The following is a 16,172-nucleotide window of genomic DNA, read 5'->3' on the forward strand; positions in this document are numbered from 1 at the left end:
TTTTAAATTAAAGGCTACAGCTAATGGTTAAAACCTGAACTCATAATTAGACCAAATGCTCCAGTCCGTTTTTTGCTCTTCAGGAGACACTGCGTCTGCGCTAAATTTTAACAACCCACTTAGAGCGGGTAATTGATACGAAAATTGGAATTTACTCTGCTCTGTTAAGGCATTATCGATTAAGTTTTGATAACTATATACTAGAGACAGTTTGTGGTCATTTGATAGCTGAATATAGCTACCCACAGACCAACTACTATCCATAAGATAACTTGTTTGTAAGTAGTTGTGTGCCTGCGAGCTCATTTGGAACGCTCGTTTTTCTTGATCGGATAACGATTGGTGTTCTATTGAAAACCGTACAGAATTTCGACCAATGACCTTAAGCCCACTCCACCCAAATAGACTTGCACCGACGAAATCACTCTCAGCCTTCTGACTCGATGCAAACTCGGCATAGACTGAATGGTACACATCTGCAAACTCAGGCAAAGATAACTTAAAATCTAAACCCAGTTGGTTCGGATTTGCTTCTGCCCGGGGTTGTTTCACTTCAAACCAATAGTGCTGCGCAAGACCTATTTCAAACCATGAATTGAGTTTATTGACTAACCTTGCTGAAGCTCGGTAGTCATAATCTTTGTTATCTAACTTTGAAAACAAAAGGTTAGCACTCCAAACACCAAAGTTTGAGGCCTCTCCTATCAAGCTGACATTGGCGTCTAAATCATGACCATCCGTCGCTAAAATTAAGTTGTGGTTCCATCCTTGCCCCCACCACCTGGGAGTAGACCCCACATCCAACATCAATTCACCAGCGTTAAAAGCGAAATAGCTATCACGAAAGGAAAACTCATTCTCCCCATTCCTGTTTAAATAGGCTGTATTGAGACGAAAGGCGTAGCTGTTAGATAGGTGTTCATAGCTTGCCGCTACCGCCCACTTGTCTCGCTCTACATCTGAATACCAAATGTTACTTGTTTGTTCGTTGCCACCTGAAAGGGCAAATCGTCTATTGCCGCGATTGAGCTGGGCATTTTGTTGACCATAACGAAACTGGGAGAGTTCAACCACTAAAGGCGAATCTGGGGTTACCGTCCTATCATTAATTAATGACCAACGTAAAGGATAAATATTGGTTGGGCCAGAGAGTATACCTGCATCAGATAAGGCGACAACACTTGAACGCATAAACGGGTCGTTAGCCTCTAACCAAGGAGAAGCTTGACCAATATTAGCATGAGATAACGAATATAAAGCAACAAAAGGCAAGCATAATGGTTTTATTCTATTACATCCTGTATTGAACACTTTATAAATTAACCTTAAGTTACTTAAAATGGAGTGAAGTGATAGAAACCTGATTATAATGGTTAGTGTTAATTTAGCAATATCCTTCCCATCTCGTATTGGCAGGCAAAGAATAACCTTTTACAGATAAATATATCTCCAATACAATGTTAAATGAGGTTAGTATTTTCAAACCTCAACATCGATGTTTAATTGTAAATTTACAAGGAACTATTCATGAAAAATATTGCTCTAGCTATGTTAGTTGCACTGGGTGCTTCTACTAATGCTTTTGCTGCAGCTGAAGAGACTACAGCGGCTACTACATCTAGTGGCTCAGCTGCGGGTTCAACTGCTGCTGCATCCACTGCAGCAGCCGGTGCAGCAACAACAACAGCGATTGCTGTTGGTGCAGCGGTAGCGGTAGCAGCAGTGGCAGTAGCGGCGTCAGATAACGACGGTACTACTGGTACAGACGGAACTAACTAATAGCTTCTGCTCTATATCAAACACCCTTAGCTAGGCTAAGGGTGTTTTTTTGCAATATACTTTTTGGAATCCTCTTCACATTATGACGCCAATAACACGGATTGTAATTTCGACTCTCACTTTAATTTTGCTTTTAGGGTGTGCGCAAAAAACTACAGATATTAGTGATACCCTGGTCGAAGCTTTTTCGGGTTTTGATGATGTGCATTTATCAAAAGATGCGCTAGAAAAACTCCCTTATGCTAGCAGTTATTTCCGAATCAACGGCGGGCCACAAATATTTATGGTGTTGGCTTTTGTTGAACAAAATCCAGTTAATAAGCAAACCCAACTAAAGTGGCTTTCAAGCGATCAAGCGATGATCGTGACTGAAAATGGCCGTGTCGTTAAAACACTCTACTTGCCAGATGTGAACTTGGCCGAAATTCAGCAAATTAATTCAATAAGACAATTTAGCCAAGAGTCCTATCAATGGTCGGCAGTATATAGCTGGCAGCCAAACTATCAGTTTAATTACCAAGCCACTATCGCAACCAAACGAGTAGGAGAAGAACAACTCTCTTCTCTTCTTTGGAATAAAACGCTCACTAAATGGACAGAAGACCTTGTTTTTGATCAGCTCAAAACCAATGCACAAAGTCTCTACTGGACCGATAAAAATGGACAGGTATTCAAGTCTTCTCAATGGCTAATTCCAAATAAATTACTCATAGAACAAGAAGTGCTTAAGCCATATAAGGGATGAACAGAATGAGTAAATATATCTTTCTCACTGCACTACTTAGTTTTTCTTCAGTGGCAGCCAATACCTCTATAGAGCTCAGCAGTGAAAATACCACTCTTGAGTATGCAAAGCCTGTACGTCTAGAGCAAATACTAACAGATGCGAATAAACACAGCGTACAATCTTCACCAAGAACATACAGCTTAAGCAGTGCGCTATATAACTTGGATAAACAGAGAATTGCCAATAATAAACGACAAGCGGTTCTTAATCAGATTCATAACCTAAAAAGTAGCGAGCCGCAATTACGTCAAAGTTTAGGGATCCTTAACGACCAAGTAAAAAGCTGGCAAGTTAGCTATCGCGAAAATCTTACCCTCGATCTCGATGTTGTACGGCTTGAGCCTTCAACGAACCCTTTACTAGAAGGGCAGTATGTTTTCACATACTCGGATAAATCTAACACGATTGCTATGCAAGGACTGTTCTTCTCACCTAGAGAGGCCGATCTTGCTCCTAATAAAACGGTTCGCAGCTACTTAGAAAACATCCCACGACTTTCGAGTGCAAGCGATAGCTTTGTTTGGATAATTTATCCTGATGGCTATTACCAGCAAGTAGGCTATGCCTATTGGAACGACGAGCAGACCCCACTCCCATCAGGCAGCACTCTATTTCTTGGCTTTAACAACCCGTCAGATCAACTCAAACAATTAGAAGAGGATATTGTTTCCCTTCTTGCTTGGAGAAGAAATAAATAATGAAACTGAACACTATTACTTCGCTCTTTATTTCTCTCGGTCTCATTTCAAGCTCAGCCTCCGCCAACCAAGATTTTAAAGTGTCTCAAACCGATTTCGGTGGCACTGGCTTAATGCAAATGCCAAGCGGTCGAATGGCTGACGAGGGTGAATTCAATATAGGGGTAAGCTTTAACGAAGATTATCACCAATATAATGCGTCAATACAGCTGATGAGTTGGCTAGAAACAACGGTACGTTACACCCGAGTACCTGATTTGCTGTTTAGTAATGACCCGAACTACAGTGGCGATAACCTGTATACCGATAAAGGCATTGATTTCAAACTCAGGCTTTGGCAAGAAGGTTATTGGCTACCAGAAACCTCGGTAGGTGTGCGTGACTTTGGTGGTACAGGCCTTTTTGATGGTGAATTTATAGCAGCAACCAAACGTTTTGGTAACTTAGATGTCACTCTTGGCTTAGGCTGGGGGTACTTAGGGCAAAGTGGAAATATCACCAACCCATTTTGTAAAGCCAGCGATAAATATTGTACTCGCGAAGGTGACTTCAAAGGCACTGGAGGAGATGTCGATTACGAACGTTGGTTTAAAGGGCCTGCGGCTTTGTTTGGTGGCATTGAATACCAAACGCCCTACAAGCCTTTGCGTTTAAAGCTTGAATATGACGGAAATGATTATAGCCAAGATTTCCCTGTCACACGTGGCAATAAACCAATGCCTCAGCACACACCATGGAACATCGGCGTTAACTACCGATTAGGGGATTGGGGGGATGCTAAGTTTAGTTATCAGCGTGGCGATACCTTCACAATCGGTCTCAATATCTACACCAATTTTAATGACCTCAGTGCGACTTGGCGTGATGAACCTAAGCAAACCATAGCTCCAGTCAAGCATGAAAATACTGATTGGGAAAAAGTCTCGCAGCAAATTGCTAGTAATGCGGGTTATGATAGCAACGAGATTTCGTTGGACAATGACATCGTGATTGTTAAAGGCCAGCAGACCAAATATCGCAACAGAGATGAGGCTTTAGATCGAACCGCTGCAATTCTCTCAAACAGCACTAGTGATTCTATTCGAGCATATAAAATCATTGAGCAGCAAGATGGTATGGATTTAACTCAGACTACCATCGACAAAGAAAAGTACTTAGCGGCTGCTAATTTTGAATCTATAGATATCAAAATAACTGACAGCTATACTCATAGTGAGCCAGAAGAAATCTCCAAAGCAGCGGTAGCGAGCAATAAAGAGCAATGGGATTATGGAATAGATCCTGTTCTTAAACAGAGTATTGGCGGCCCTGAAGCATTCTATCTATATAGCCTAGGACTCAACGCTAAGTCTAATTACTGGCTAACAGATAATATTGAGCTTGGTGGCTCAGTTTACTTCAACTTAGTTGATAACTATGACAAATTTAACTACGTAGAAAACTCTCCTCACGTACGCAACTACTCAACACCTCGTGTTCGTACCATGTTCCGTGCCTACGTACACGATAACCCAGTTCGACTTAATCACCTCCAGCTCACTTGGTTTGAACAACCTTTTGAAGAAGTTTATACCCAAATGTATGGCGGATACCTAGAGATGATGTTCGCAGGCGTCGGTGGTGAAGTACTTTACCGCCCAATGAATGCCAACTGGGCGATAGGGCTAGATGCAAACGTGGTGAGCCAACGAGACCCTGACTCTTGGTTTGGCACATACAGTGAAGATTATTTTTTCTATAACGAGTCAGCTTGTAATCAACCAGTACCTGCCTGTCAGGCATTTGTGTTAAGTCAAGGTACCACGGGCCACCTTACAGGCTACTACATGCCCCAGTGGTCGCTACTTGAGGACACCTTGTTTAAAGTCAGTGGCGGTAAATTCTTAGGTGGAGATGTAGGTGCGCGAATTGATTTCTCTAAACAATTCGACTCCGGCGTTATCGTTGGTGCCTATGCCACCTTTACCGATCTCACCGCAGAAGAGTATGGTGAGGGGAGTTACAACAAAGGTTTCTATATTTCCATTCCAATGGACATCATGACCATCAAACCAAGCACGAGTCGAGCGCAAATATCTTGGGAGCCGATCACACGTGACGGTGGGCAAATGCTGCGTAAACAGTACAACCTGTTTGATCGCACGGATGCGCGATCACCTTGGTATCAGCGTCCTAGTAGCGTGAATTAATATCAAATGGGCTGCTCTTAACAAGCAGCCCATTTTTTATTTACGCTATCGGAAACGGAAACGCCGTGACCTGATCAATATGATCGCAGCCGATCGCGAGCATGATTAAGCGATCGACCCCTAGCGCCACGCCGGCACATTCAGGTAAACCTGACTTGAGTGCTGCTATTAAATGGTGATCGATCGGTTGAGGGCTTAGCCCCATCTCAATACGCTTGGCGTTATCTTGTTCAAATCGCTTGAGTTGTTCTTGCGGGTCATCAAGCTCATGGAAACCGTTCGCTAATTCTATGCCCTTAAAGTAAACCTCAAAGCGATCAGCAACACGTGAGTCTTGCTTATTGATCTTCGCTAATGCCGCTTGGGAAGCCGGGAAGTCGTAAACAAAAGCCGGGGCACTTTGGCCTATCTTACCTTCGACACCAATACTAAATAGTAGTTGAAGCAAGGTATCACGGTCTTCCTCTGGCTGCGCAATATCACTTAAGCCTAGCTTCTCGGCTGCAAGCTTTAACTCTGCCATTGTGCCTTCTAATGGGCAGACACCAAGCACATCGATAAAGGCTTGTTGGTAGGTCATTCGCTCCGCTTGATCACATTCGAGTACAACTTGCAGTAAAGCGTCCATTTCATCCATCAGTTTATGGTGATCAAAACCGACTCGGTACCATTCCAGCATGGTGAACTCTGGGTTATGGAAACGGCCATTCTCTTCGTTGCGAAACGCTTTGTTAATCTGATAGATACAACCACTACCCGCTGCCAGCAATCGCTTCATATGAAATTCAGGGCTAGTCATTAAGTAGAGTTTGCTGCCATCCGCATATCCCGGGCCTATAAACTCTGTCTGAAAAGTATGTAGGTGAATATCCGTCACTGTCGCATGGCTTATGGCCGGAGTATCAACCTCCAACACGTTTCGCTCAGCAAAGAACCGCCGTATTTGCGCAAGCACGTTCGCACGCTGTCTAAGTTGCTCTATCGACGCTGTTGGCTGCCACTGATCACTCATAACTAAAATCTCACTGCTTTATCTGGCTGAGAAAATATCAAGTTTACTGCCCTTTGCCTAGCATAATACTCCCTCTAAAATAGCTTCTAACTGAAGCAAGATTTCAACGTATTACAGCACAAAATATCACCGACCACCTATTAGATATTGCCCAAGCTAATGTCATGTAACAGCGCTTTAACAAACCACTACTGTCTACTGTTCTATCAATCATTTCTTGCCGTGATAGCAATCACATAACCTATATTTTTTATGCTCTTGAATGCATTACTGGAGCAAAAACCTAAATACATCAATTTTTCTGCAAATTAGCTCTTCTACACTAACCCTACCACTTTTGGGGAATTACCCCATTTAACTATAACAAGCGGAACACTCCGCAAATTCACACTGGAGGATAACTGTGCAAACTATCACCACAGATATCGCAGTCATCGGCGCAGGCGGCGCTGGTCTTCGCACTGCTATTGCAGCAGCTGAAGCAAACCCTGATTTAGAAGTCGCACTGATTTCTAAAGTTTATCCAATGCGTTCTCACACGGTCGCAGCGGAGGGTGGCTCGGCAGCAGTTATCAAGGATGAAGATAGCCTAGACAACCACTTCAACGACACTGTTGGCGGTGGCGACTGGCTATGTGAACAGGACGTTGTTGAATATTTTGTAGAAAACGCGACTCGCGAAATGATCCAAATGGAGCAGTGGGGCTGCCCATGGAGTCGTAAAGAAAACGGTGAAGTCAACGTACGCCGATTCGGTGGTATGAAGGTTGAGCGCACATGGTTTGCGGCTGATAAAACTGGCTTCCATATGCTTCACACCCTATTCCAGACATCAATGAAGTACGACAACATCAAACGCTTTGATGAGTACTTTGTGGTAGATCTGCTTGTCGATGAAGGCGAAGTGCAAGGTCTTATCGCTATCCATATGTCAGAAGGTGAACTCGTTACGATTAAAGCCAAATCTGTTGTTTTAGCAACAGGTGGCGCAGGTCGTGTTTACCACTGTAATACTAACGGTGGTATCGTAACAGGTGATGGTATGGCAATGGCTTATCGTCATGGCGTACCTCTACGTGATATGGAATTCGTTCAGTACCACCCAACTGGTCTTCCAGGTACTGGTATCCTGATGACCGAAGGTTGTCGTGGTGAAGGCGGTATCATCGTTAACAAGAATGGCTACCGTTACCTACAAGATTACGGCATGGGTCCTGAAACTCCAGTTGGCCAACCAAAGAACAAATACATGGAACTTGGTCCTCGCGACAAGGTTTCACAAGCTTTCTGGCACGAACAGCAGAAAGGCAACACCATCAAACATCCTCTAGGTGATGTGGTTCATCTAGACCTTCGCCACCTTGGTGAAGAGTACCTGCAAGAGCGTCTACCGTTTATCTGTGAGCTAGCGAAAGCTTACGTCAACGTTGATCCTGCAAAAGAGCCGATTCCAATTCGTCCTACTGTTCACTACACCATGGGTGGTATTGAAACCAACGGCGAATGTGAAACGCGCATTAAGGGCCTTTTTGCCGTCGGTGAATGTGCGTCAGTTGGTCTGCACGGTGCAAACCGTCTAGGCTCTAACTCGCTGGCGGAGTTTGTGGTATTCGGCCGTGTTGCAGGTGAACAAGCGGTGAAACGTGCAGCGGAGTTCAAAGGCTGGAACGAAGAGTCTATCGCGGCTCAAGTTAAAGATGTTGAGCAGCGTATCGCCGCGTTAATGAACCAAGAAGGCGATGAAAACTGGGCAGATATCCGCACTGAAATGGGTCATACCATGGAAGCGGGCTGTGGTATCTACCGCCAAGAAGATTTGATGCAAGCCACCATTGATAAAATCACTGAGTTGAAAGAGCGTTACAAGCGCATCCACATCAAAGACAAAGGCAAAGTGTTCAACACTGACCTTCTGTACGCTATCGAAGTCGGTTACGGCCTAGAAGTCGCAGAAGCAATGGTTCACTCTGCAATTCTACGTAAAGAGTCTCGTGGCGCCCACCAGCGTCTAGATGATGGTTGTACCGAGCGTGATGACGTGGAGTTCCTCAAACACTCTTTGGCTTTCTTCCAACCAGATGCAGCGCCAACTATCGACTACAGCAAGGTGACTATCACTAAGTCACAGCCTAAAGCTCGTCTATACGGTGAAGCCGCAGAGAAAGCAGCCGCTGAAGAAGCAGCAAAAGCGGCACAGAAGAACGCAGAGGAGCAAGCATAATGTCAGCAAATCGCATCCAAAAAGTAGAGATTCTGCGTTATGACCCCGAGAAAGACGCAGAACCGCATTTCCAAGCCTTTGAAGTACCATTCGACGAAACCATGTCGACCCTTGATGCACTTGGCTACATCAAGGATAACCTAGATAAAGACCTGTCTTACCGTTGGTCTTGTCGTATGGCTATCTGTGGTTCATGCGGCATCATGGTTAACGGCGTGCCAAAGCTAGCGTGTAAAAGCTTCCTGCGCGATTACCCAAACGGTGTGAAGATCGAGCCACTGGCGAACTTCCCAATCGAGAAAGACCTGATTGTCGACATGACACCGTTCATTGAGCGCCTTGAAGCTATCAAGCCTTACATCATCGGTAACGATCGTAAACCTGAAGATGGCACTAACCTACAAACGCCAGAGCAAATGGCTAAGTACAAGCAGTTCGCAGGTTGTATCAACTGTGGTCTATGTTACGCAGCGTGTCCGCAGTTTGGTCTAAACCCTGAGTTTATCGGCCCTGCTGCACTGACTCTTGCCCATCGTTACAACCTCGATAGTCGTGACAATGGTAAAGCAGAGCGTATGGCGATGATCAATGGTGAAAACGGCGCATGGGGCTGTACCTTCGTGGGTTACTGTTCTGAAGTGTGTCCGAAGAACGTCGATCCGGCGGCCGCAGTAAACCAAGGTAAAGTCGAGTCTTCTATGGACTTCGTGATTGCTATGCTGAAGCCTGACGGCACACCAGCAAAAACAGCAGAGGAGGCATAAGAATGAGTAACCGTAAACCTTACGTTCGTGAAGTAAAACGTACTTGGTGGAAAGATCATCCTTTTTACCGTTTCTACATGCTTCGCGAAGCGACTGTACTGCCTCTGATCTTATTTACTGTCTTCCTAACTTTCGGTTTAGGTTCACTAGTGAAAGGTCCTGAAGCATGGCAAGGCTGGCTTGAGTTTATGGCTAATCCAGTGGTCGTAGCGATTAACATCGTTGCGCTTGCGGGTAGCCTACTGCATGCTCAAACGTTCTTCAGCATGATGCCGCAGGTAATGCCGATTCGCTTAAAAGGTAAGCCAGTGGATAAGAAAATCATTGTGCTTACTCAATGGGCAGCCGTGGCATTTATTTCTCTTATTGTGCTGGTAATCGTTTAAGGAGCTATGACTATGAAACCAAATTTTTCTGTAGATAGAGCCCCTAAACGTTCTGATGAACCAATTTGGTGGGGGTTGTTTGGCGCTGGCGGTACTTGGTTTGCCATGATTACCCCAGTGACGATTCTGGTTCTTGGTGTACTTGCGCCACTAGGCATCATCAATGCAGAAACTCTAAGCTACGAGCGAGTGGTTGATTTTGCAACAAGCATCATTGGCGCTCTATTTATCATTGGTACGCTAGCGCTACCGATGTGGCATGCAATGCACCGTGTACATCATGGTATGCATGACCTAAAGTTCCATACTGGTTTGGTTGGTAAAATCGCCTGTTATGCATTTGCAGGATTAATCTCTGCTCTAGCAGTCATCTTTATCTTTATGATTTAATTTGGCTACGACCAATAAAAATCCCTCGCTAAGGCGAGGGATTTTTTTATCGTACCAATCGGGATAAATATCTGGTTGGTATTAAACTAAATTCTGTTGCTTGGCCATTTCGTGCGCTAACTGCGGCGCCGCCCAGAGTGAGGGCAAAATAATAAATGAAGCTGGCACAGCGGTAATAACAATAAAGGATTGCAGTGCTGAGATACCACCTTCTCCCATAGAGATCAGCACAATCGCAATCGCCCCCATGACCAGCCCCCAAAACGTACGAATTAACGCATTCGGTTGGCTGTTACCCGTCATAACCATGCTAATGGTATACGTCATTGAATCGCCAGTAGTGACGATAAAGGTAGTGGTCAAAATCAAAAATAGAATGGAAATCAAGGTAGGGAAAGGCAGTTGCTGAGTCATGGCTAGCAACGCGCCAGGAAGATTAAAACCTTCAAATCCAGCTTTCATACTGCCTGGGTTCGCCAACTCAAATGCTAAACCACTACCACCAACAATGCTAAACCAGAAACAGGTAATCAATGGTGCTGCAATGCTGATCGCTAGAATCAACTGGCGAATGGTACGGCCACGGGAAATTCGCGCAATAAAGATCGCCATCATAGGCGCGTAGCCGATAAACCAACCCCAGAAAAACACTGTCCACCAGCTCAACCAATTTGTATCACCGCGATAGAGCGCCATGGCGACAAAGTTGTCTGCCAAATTGCCTATACCTTGGATATAGCCATCAATGATAAAGCTAGTTGGTCCAGCAAACAGGATAAAGACGACTAATGCCAATGACAGGATGATGTTGTAACGGCTGACAATCTGAATCCCCCTGCTTAAGCCACTCAGTGCCGACAAGGTATACGTTGCCATTGCCAGTACAACGACAATAGTTTGAGTCATCAATCCATCTGGGATGCCAAACAGCTCGTTCACCGCGTAGCTAATTTGCAAACCCAGAAAGCCAATAGGGCCGATGGTACCCGCGGCAACCGCGATGATACTTAAAGCATCCACTAAATTACCCAGCTTGCCATCAATCACTCGCTGGCCAAATATTGGGTAAAGCAAGGTGCGCGGTTTGAGCGGCAGTCCTTCGTCATAATGAAGATGCATTAGAACAATTGAAGAAAGCGAGCCTAAAATTGCCCAAGCAAGAAAGCCCCAGTGCATAAAGGATTGCGATAACGCATTGATTGCCATATCACGAGGTTGAGCTTGACCAAAAATCGGCGGCGCAGATACATAGTGAGCAATTGGCTCAGCCGCAGCCCAAAACACGCCGCCGCCCGCCAATAAGGTACAAAGTAAAATTGATAGCCATTTAAACGTGCCTATCTCAGGGCGGGGTAAAGACCCTAAGCGCACATAGCCTGTTTGACCAAAAGCTAGATATAAACCGATGAGAAAGTTTGCCAGCATCAGAATCTGCCAATATCCGCCAAAGTACTGCGTGGCATAACCAAAGCCACTGTTCACCAGAGACGTAAGTAACTGGGTATCTATCAGCGCAAGCATGACAAACAAGGTTAGGAAACCACCGCTAAGCCATAACACTGGATTAAATAGCTCAAGTTGAGCGGCAATTTTTGATTTATTCGATAGAGAATATGAAGAGGTCGAATCATCGACATTAGAAGTGCAGGGGTCACCTGCTGCCAAACTGGCTCTAGACATGTAAGTCTCGCTTTTGCTGCCCGAATAACTCGGGTAGACGAATTTACCTCAACAGTTGCATTAGAATGTGAGGACGATCATAAAAGCGCGCCATCATACAGACAATAAAACTAAATTGACACCTCAAGTCGATGCTTTTATATACAAGTCCGTGGTAGATGCAGCAGCTTATACGCTCAAACCTCGAACAGCGATATGGGAGAACACTCATTCAAACATAGAGTTAGATATAAAAAAGCCCGCTCGTATTGAGCGGGCTAAACAAGCTATTGGAGATCTAAAGAATAAAACGGCTTAGATCTTCATCTTCAATAGTATCGCCTAGTTTTCCTTTCACGTATGCAGCATCAATGGTTAACTTAGAACCAGACTTGTCTGTGGCTTCGAATGAAATCTCGTCCATTAAGCGCTCCATTACTGTGTGTAAGCGGCGAGCACCAATGTTTTCTGTTGTCTCATTCACTGTCCAAGCCGCTTCTGCGATTTGAGTGATACCATCTTCAGTAAACTCAACATCGACATCTTCTGTCTTCATTAGCGCAACGTATTGCTCTGTCAGTGATGCTTTAGGCTCAGTCAGGATACGTTTGAAATCATGACTTGAAAGCGCTTCTAGTTCGACACGAATCGGTAGGCGGCCTTGCAGCTCAGGGATAAGATCCGATGGCTTAGCCACTTGGAATGCACCAGACGCAACAAATAGAATGTGGTCTGTTTTCACCATTCCGTGCTTAGTTGAAACTGTGCTACCTTCAATCAGTGGTAGTAGGTCACGTTGCACACCTTCACGAGAGACATCAGGACCAGAACTTTCACCACGCTTACAAATCTTATCAATCTCATCGATAAATACGATACCGTTGTTCTCAACGTTAAAGATCGCCTGTTCTTTCAGCTCTTCTTGGTTCACAAGCTTAGCCGCTTCTTCTTCGGTTAGTGCTTTGAAGGCATCTTTGATCTTCAGTTTGCGCTTCTTCTTAGTATCACCCGCTAGGTTTTGGAACATACCTTGAAGCTGGTTAGTCATCTCTTCCATGCCCGGAGGAGCCATGATCTCGACACCCATTTGCGGAGCCGCAACATCGATTTCGATCTCTTTGTCGTCTAACTTGCCTTCACGAAGCTTCTTGCGGAAGATTTGACGTGTATTAGAAGCGCTATCGTCTTGCTGCTCGTTTTGACCCCAAGCATCGCGAGCTGGCGGTAGTAGAGCATCAAGAATACGCTCTTCAGCTTGCTCTTCAGCGCGGAATTTAACTTTTTCCATTGCCTGCTGATGAGTCATCTTAATTGCAACATCAGTAAGGTCGCGGATAATTGTTTCCACTTCCTTACCTACGTAGCCTACTTCGGTAAACTTCGTCGCTTCAACCTTGATAAACGGTGCATTCGCTAGTTTCGCTAGGCGGCGAGCAATTTCAGTTTTGCCCACACCGGTCGGACCGATCATGAGAATGTTTTTTGGTGTCACTTCAACACGCAAGCTCTCTTCAAGCTGCATACGACGCCAGCGGTTACGCAGCGCAATCGCCACAGAGCGCTTTGCATTCTCTTGGCCGATAATATGACGGTTAAGCTCATGGACAATTTCGCGAGGGGTCATTTCAGACATAGTCAGTTTCCTTAAATTCTTATAGCCACTATCTTTGCTTGTTCAGCCGTTTACTCAGCTTGAGAGGCTGGGATTTCTAGTTCTTCGATAGTGTGGTGATGGTTGGTGAACACACAGATATCACCGGCAATTTTGAGTGATTTTTCTGCGACTTCACGTGCATCTAATTCGGTATTTTCTAATAGTGCAGTAGCAGCGGCTTGGGCAAAGTTACCGCCAGAGCCAATGGCAATCAGATCGTTTTCAGGCTGTACCACATCACCGTTACCAGTAATGATCAATGATGCAGTTTCATCAGCCACGGCCAATAGTGCTTCTAACTTGCGTAAAGCACGGTCACTACGCCAGTCTTTAGCTAACTCTACTGCCGCCTTAGTCAAGTGACCTTGGTGCATTTGCAGTTTGCTTTCAAACTTTTCAAACAGCGTGAAGGCATCTGCCGTACCACCAGCAAAGCCAGCGAGCACCTTATTGTTGTACAGGCGACGCACTTTACGAGCATTACCCTTCATTACTGTGTTACCCAGAGATACTTGTCCATCACCAGCGATGACGACTTTGTTGTTACGACGTACAGATACAATGGTAGTCACGAGTAGGGCCTCATAGTTGTTTTAATCTCAGTGTTAAAGATTATATGAGGTTATAGCAAGAGGAATTCAAGGGGTAATGGAGCTAGAGAGCTAGAGAGCTAGAGAGCTAGAGAGCTAGAGAGCTAGAGAGCTAGAGAGCTAGAGAGCTAGAGAATCTTAAAGGACTGGCGTATTGCTTCAATCCTTTTTCATTTTGGATAAATGGATAACTAACGTTGAGCCACACTTCAATAAAGAGTTAACCTAGCTATCTAGCAGGGCGGAGCCCGATCGAGTTTTCTGTAGGGCGCAGCCCGTTCCAGCTATCCACACCAAAAAACGAACCCATCAGGGTTCGCTTTAATATCTTTACTGCGCTTCTTTCCAGATTGCACAAGGCTCGATTTTGGCGCGCTGAAGTTTGTGCTTATCGCGTTCAGCATCACGCTTAAACTTGTATGGGCCAAGCACCACACGATACCAACTGCTGCCTTCCTTCTTACGAATTTTGCTGTTAATACCTTGGAAAGCGATATCCAGCTTACGCGCTTCAGCCTGCTGAGCAGTCTTATAGGCGCCACACTGCATTATGTATGGAATCTCCGACACTACTTGCTCTTTCGCTTTTACCTCAACTTCACGACTTGGCAAGGTATCGACGTAATCCCATTTCTCTTCCGGAGGAGGTGGTAACTTCGCTTGAGGTTTTGGTTTAGGCTTAGGTTTTACCGACTCTGCTACAGGTGCAGGCGGTTCTGGATCGGTACTCAGAACATACAACCCATAGCCAAATACGCTCGCCAATAGAATGGCAAGTAAACCACTTCGCCAAGGTTTGCGTCGTGGGGCAGACTTTTTCTTTGCAGGCTTGCGGCTACTTCCGCCACGGCCTCTTTTTACGTAATCTCGATTCGCCACTAGTAAACATCAATACCATCAATTACCACTGCCGATATGTTAAAGCAGATTGTGCAGTTATGACAGAGTAGAAATGGAAGCGGCGCATCAAAAATGCGCCGCTTGCAAAGGTTGGACTCTAAAGCACTCTTGGTGGCGCAGCGCTTTCACGTACCACCAGCTTGGTTTCAAGCAATCTCGACCCTGCGCGAACATCATGCCCACGCAGCAGCTCAAGCATCATAAGCATTGCTTGACGGCCAATTTCATAGCGAGGCTGAGAAATGGTCGTTAACGGTGGATCGCAGTATTGAGCAAAGTGAATATCATCAAACCCTACAATGGAGAGGTCTTGCGGAACACGCAGACCTAGCTTCTTCGCCTCTTGAATCGCCCCAATCGCCATTGCATCGTTATGACAGAACACCGCTGTCGGCGCATCTGGTAATGCTAGCAATTGGCGGATTGCTTTCGCTCCAGCCTCAAAGGTGAAATCACCGGAAGTGCAGTAATTCGGGTTCATGGTGATCCCTGCACGTCTAAGGGCCTGCTGATAACCTTGATGACGGAACTGACATAGTACCGCTGTTTCAGGGCCTGAGATTTGTGCAATTCGCTTATGACCCATCTGCGTTAGGTAGTTAACCGCTTCAAAGGCAGAAGTTAGGTTGTCGATATGTACAGTAGGTAGTTCTAATTCAGGTGCAAACTCACAAGCCATTACCATAGGCGGTAAGTTCTTTTGTTCAGGTTTACTGACATCAAAAGGAAGATCGGTACCAAGCAGCAACATACCATCCGCTTGCTTAGTAAATACTAGGTTTACAAATGAGCTTTCACGCTTCTTCTGCTGCCCACTATCGCCAAGCAAAACGATGTATCCGTGCTCCATTGCCGCATCTTCAATTCCTCGAATGATCTCGGTGTAGTAGGGATCACAAATATCTGGAATGATTGCGATGATTGTTTTTGATTCGTTACGACGCAAGTTGCGCGCCAACGAGTTTGGTGAATAACCAGCTTCTAAAACAGCATCTTCGACTCTTTTCCTTGTCGCTGACGATACCTTTTCTGGATTCATTAGCGCTCTAGACACTGTCGCTGTTGAAACTCCCGCAAGCTGGGCAACATCCTTCATTGTCGCCATATTTAATTAACCCTCTTCATTTCCAAATTGGCAGCTCA

The 16,172-nt window shown here is 45.2% G+C and carries 15 protein-coding genes; 8 read left to right on the forward strand and 7 right to left on the reverse strand.

From position 1 onward, the window contains the following. Nucleotides 1–27: 27 nt before the first annotated feature. A complete protein-coding gene (locus IX91_RS13995) occupies nt 28–1,191 on the reverse strand; it encodes a capsule assembly Wzi family protein (protein ID WP_236642820.1) in 1,164 nt (387 codons plus the stop codon). A gap of 336 nt (nt 1,192–1,527) precedes the next feature. Here IX91_RS13995 and IX91_RS14000 point away from each other — a divergent pair, with 336 nt between their 5' ends. Genes IX91_RS14000 through IX91_RS14015 form a run of 4 tightly spaced genes read left to right on the forward strand, consistent with a single transcriptional unit; the run spans nt 1,528 to nt 5,453 of the window. After that, nucleotides 1,528–1,779 carry a hypothetical protein gene (locus tag IX91_RS14000; protein WP_004743275.1) on the forward strand — a complete coding sequence of 84 codons (252 nt, stop codon included), beginning with the start codon at nt 1,528–1,530 and terminating at the stop codon, nt 1,777–1,779. A 49-nt stretch (nt 1,780–1,828) separates the two neighbouring features. Beyond that, complete coding sequence (locus IX91_RS14005) at nt 1,829–2,524, forward strand: YjbF family lipoprotein (protein ID WP_236642822.1); 696 nt, start codon at nt 1,829–1,831, stop codon at nt 2,522–2,524. Nucleotides 2,525–2,529: 5 nt separating this feature from the next. Continuing rightward, the gene (locus IX91_RS14010) at nt 2,530–3,264 is read left to right on the forward strand and encodes a capsule biosynthesis GfcC family protein (protein ID WP_004743273.1); all 735 of its coding nucleotides are present in this window, start codon (nt 2,530–2,532) and stop codon (nt 3,262–3,264) included. Further along, nucleotides 3,264–5,453 (forward strand): YjbH domain-containing protein, encoded by a 2,190-nt coding sequence (locus IX91_RS14015; protein WP_004743272.1) that lies wholly within the window; start codon nt 3,264–3,266, stop codon nt 5,451–5,453. Before IX91_RS14010 ends, IX91_RS14015 begins: the two co-directional genes overlap by 1 nt. 40 nt (nt 5,454–5,493) lie before the next feature. On the opposite strand, the gene epmA is transcribed toward IX91_RS14015, so the two are convergent. Further along, entirely contained in the window at nt 5,494–6,465 is a 972-nt protein-coding gene (epmA, locus tag IX91_RS14020; RefSeq protein ID WP_004743271.1) for an elongation factor P--(R)-beta-lysine ligase, read from the reverse strand. A gap of 403 nt (nt 6,466–6,868) precedes the next feature. On the opposite strand from epmA, the gene frdA reads away from it, so the two are divergent. From frdA to frdD, 4 genes are read left to right on the forward strand one after another with little or no spacing between them, the layout of a single operon-like run. Beyond that, the gene (gene frdA / locus IX91_RS14025) at nt 6,869–8,686 is read left to right on the forward strand and encodes a fumarate reductase (quinol) flavoprotein subunit (protein ID WP_004743270.1); all 1,818 of its coding nucleotides are present in this window, start codon (nt 6,869–6,871) and stop codon (nt 8,684–8,686) included. Further along, the gene (locus IX91_RS14030; protein WP_004743269.1) at nt 8,686–9,450 is read left to right on the forward strand and encodes a succinate dehydrogenase/fumarate reductase iron-sulfur subunit; all 765 of its coding nucleotides are present in this window, start codon (nt 8,686–8,688) and stop codon (nt 9,448–9,450) included. The genes frdA and IX91_RS14030 overlap by 1 nt, the downstream gene beginning before the upstream one ends. Nucleotides 9,451–9,452: 2 nt before the next feature. Continuing rightward, complete coding sequence (gene frdC, locus IX91_RS14035; RefSeq protein ID WP_004743268.1) at nt 9,453–9,836, forward strand: fumarate reductase subunit FrdC; 384 nt, start codon at nt 9,453–9,455, stop codon at nt 9,834–9,836. 12 nt (nt 9,837–9,848) lie between these two features. Next, a complete protein-coding gene (frdD, locus tag IX91_RS14040) occupies nt 9,849–10,226 on the forward strand; it encodes a fumarate reductase subunit FrdD (RefSeq protein ID WP_004743267.1) in 378 nt (125 codons plus the stop codon). Nucleotides 10,227–10,307: 81 nt separating this feature from the next. Here the strand turns inward: frdD and IX91_RS14045 are convergent, their stop codons facing one another. The 5 genes from IX91_RS14045 to cytR form a co-directional block, all read right to left on the reverse strand. Beyond that, nucleotides 10,308–11,906 carry a BCCT family transporter gene (locus IX91_RS14045; protein ID WP_004743266.1) on the reverse strand — a complete coding sequence of 533 codons (1,599 nt, stop codon included), beginning with the start codon at nt 11,904–11,906 and terminating at the stop codon, nt 10,308–10,310. Nucleotides 11,907–12,183: 277 nt separating this feature from the next. Further along, nucleotides 12,184–13,518: an HslU--HslV peptidase ATPase subunit gene (hslU, locus tag IX91_RS14055; RefSeq protein WP_004743264.1), complete on the reverse strand. Its 1,335-nt coding sequence runs from the start codon at nt 13,516–13,518 to the stop codon at nt 12,184–12,186. A gap of 50 nt (nt 13,519–13,568) precedes the next feature. Further along, complete coding sequence (gene hslV / locus IX91_RS14060; RefSeq protein ID WP_004743263.1) at nt 13,569–14,111, reverse strand: ATP-dependent protease subunit HslV; 543 nt, start codon at nt 14,109–14,111, stop codon at nt 13,569–13,571. 348 nt (nt 14,112–14,459) lie between these two features. Then, nucleotides 14,460–15,008, reverse strand: coding sequence for a cell division protein FtsN (gene ftsN / locus IX91_RS14065; protein WP_004743262.1), 549 nt, complete (start codon nt 15,006–15,008; stop codon nt 14,460–14,462). 118 nt (nt 15,009–15,126) lie between these two features. Continuing rightward, nucleotides 15,127–16,134, reverse strand: a complete 1,008-nt coding sequence (cytR, locus tag IX91_RS14070) for a DNA-binding transcriptional regulator CytR (protein ID WP_004743261.1) — start codon at nt 16,132–16,134, stop codon at nt 15,127–15,129. Nucleotides 16,135–16,172 lie beyond the last annotated feature (38 nt).

The sequence above is a fragment of the Vibrio tubiashii ATCC 19109 genome (assembly GCF_000772105.1).
Taxonomy (GTDB): Bacteria; Pseudomonadota; Gammaproteobacteria; order Enterobacterales; family Vibrionaceae; genus Vibrio; species Vibrio tubiashii.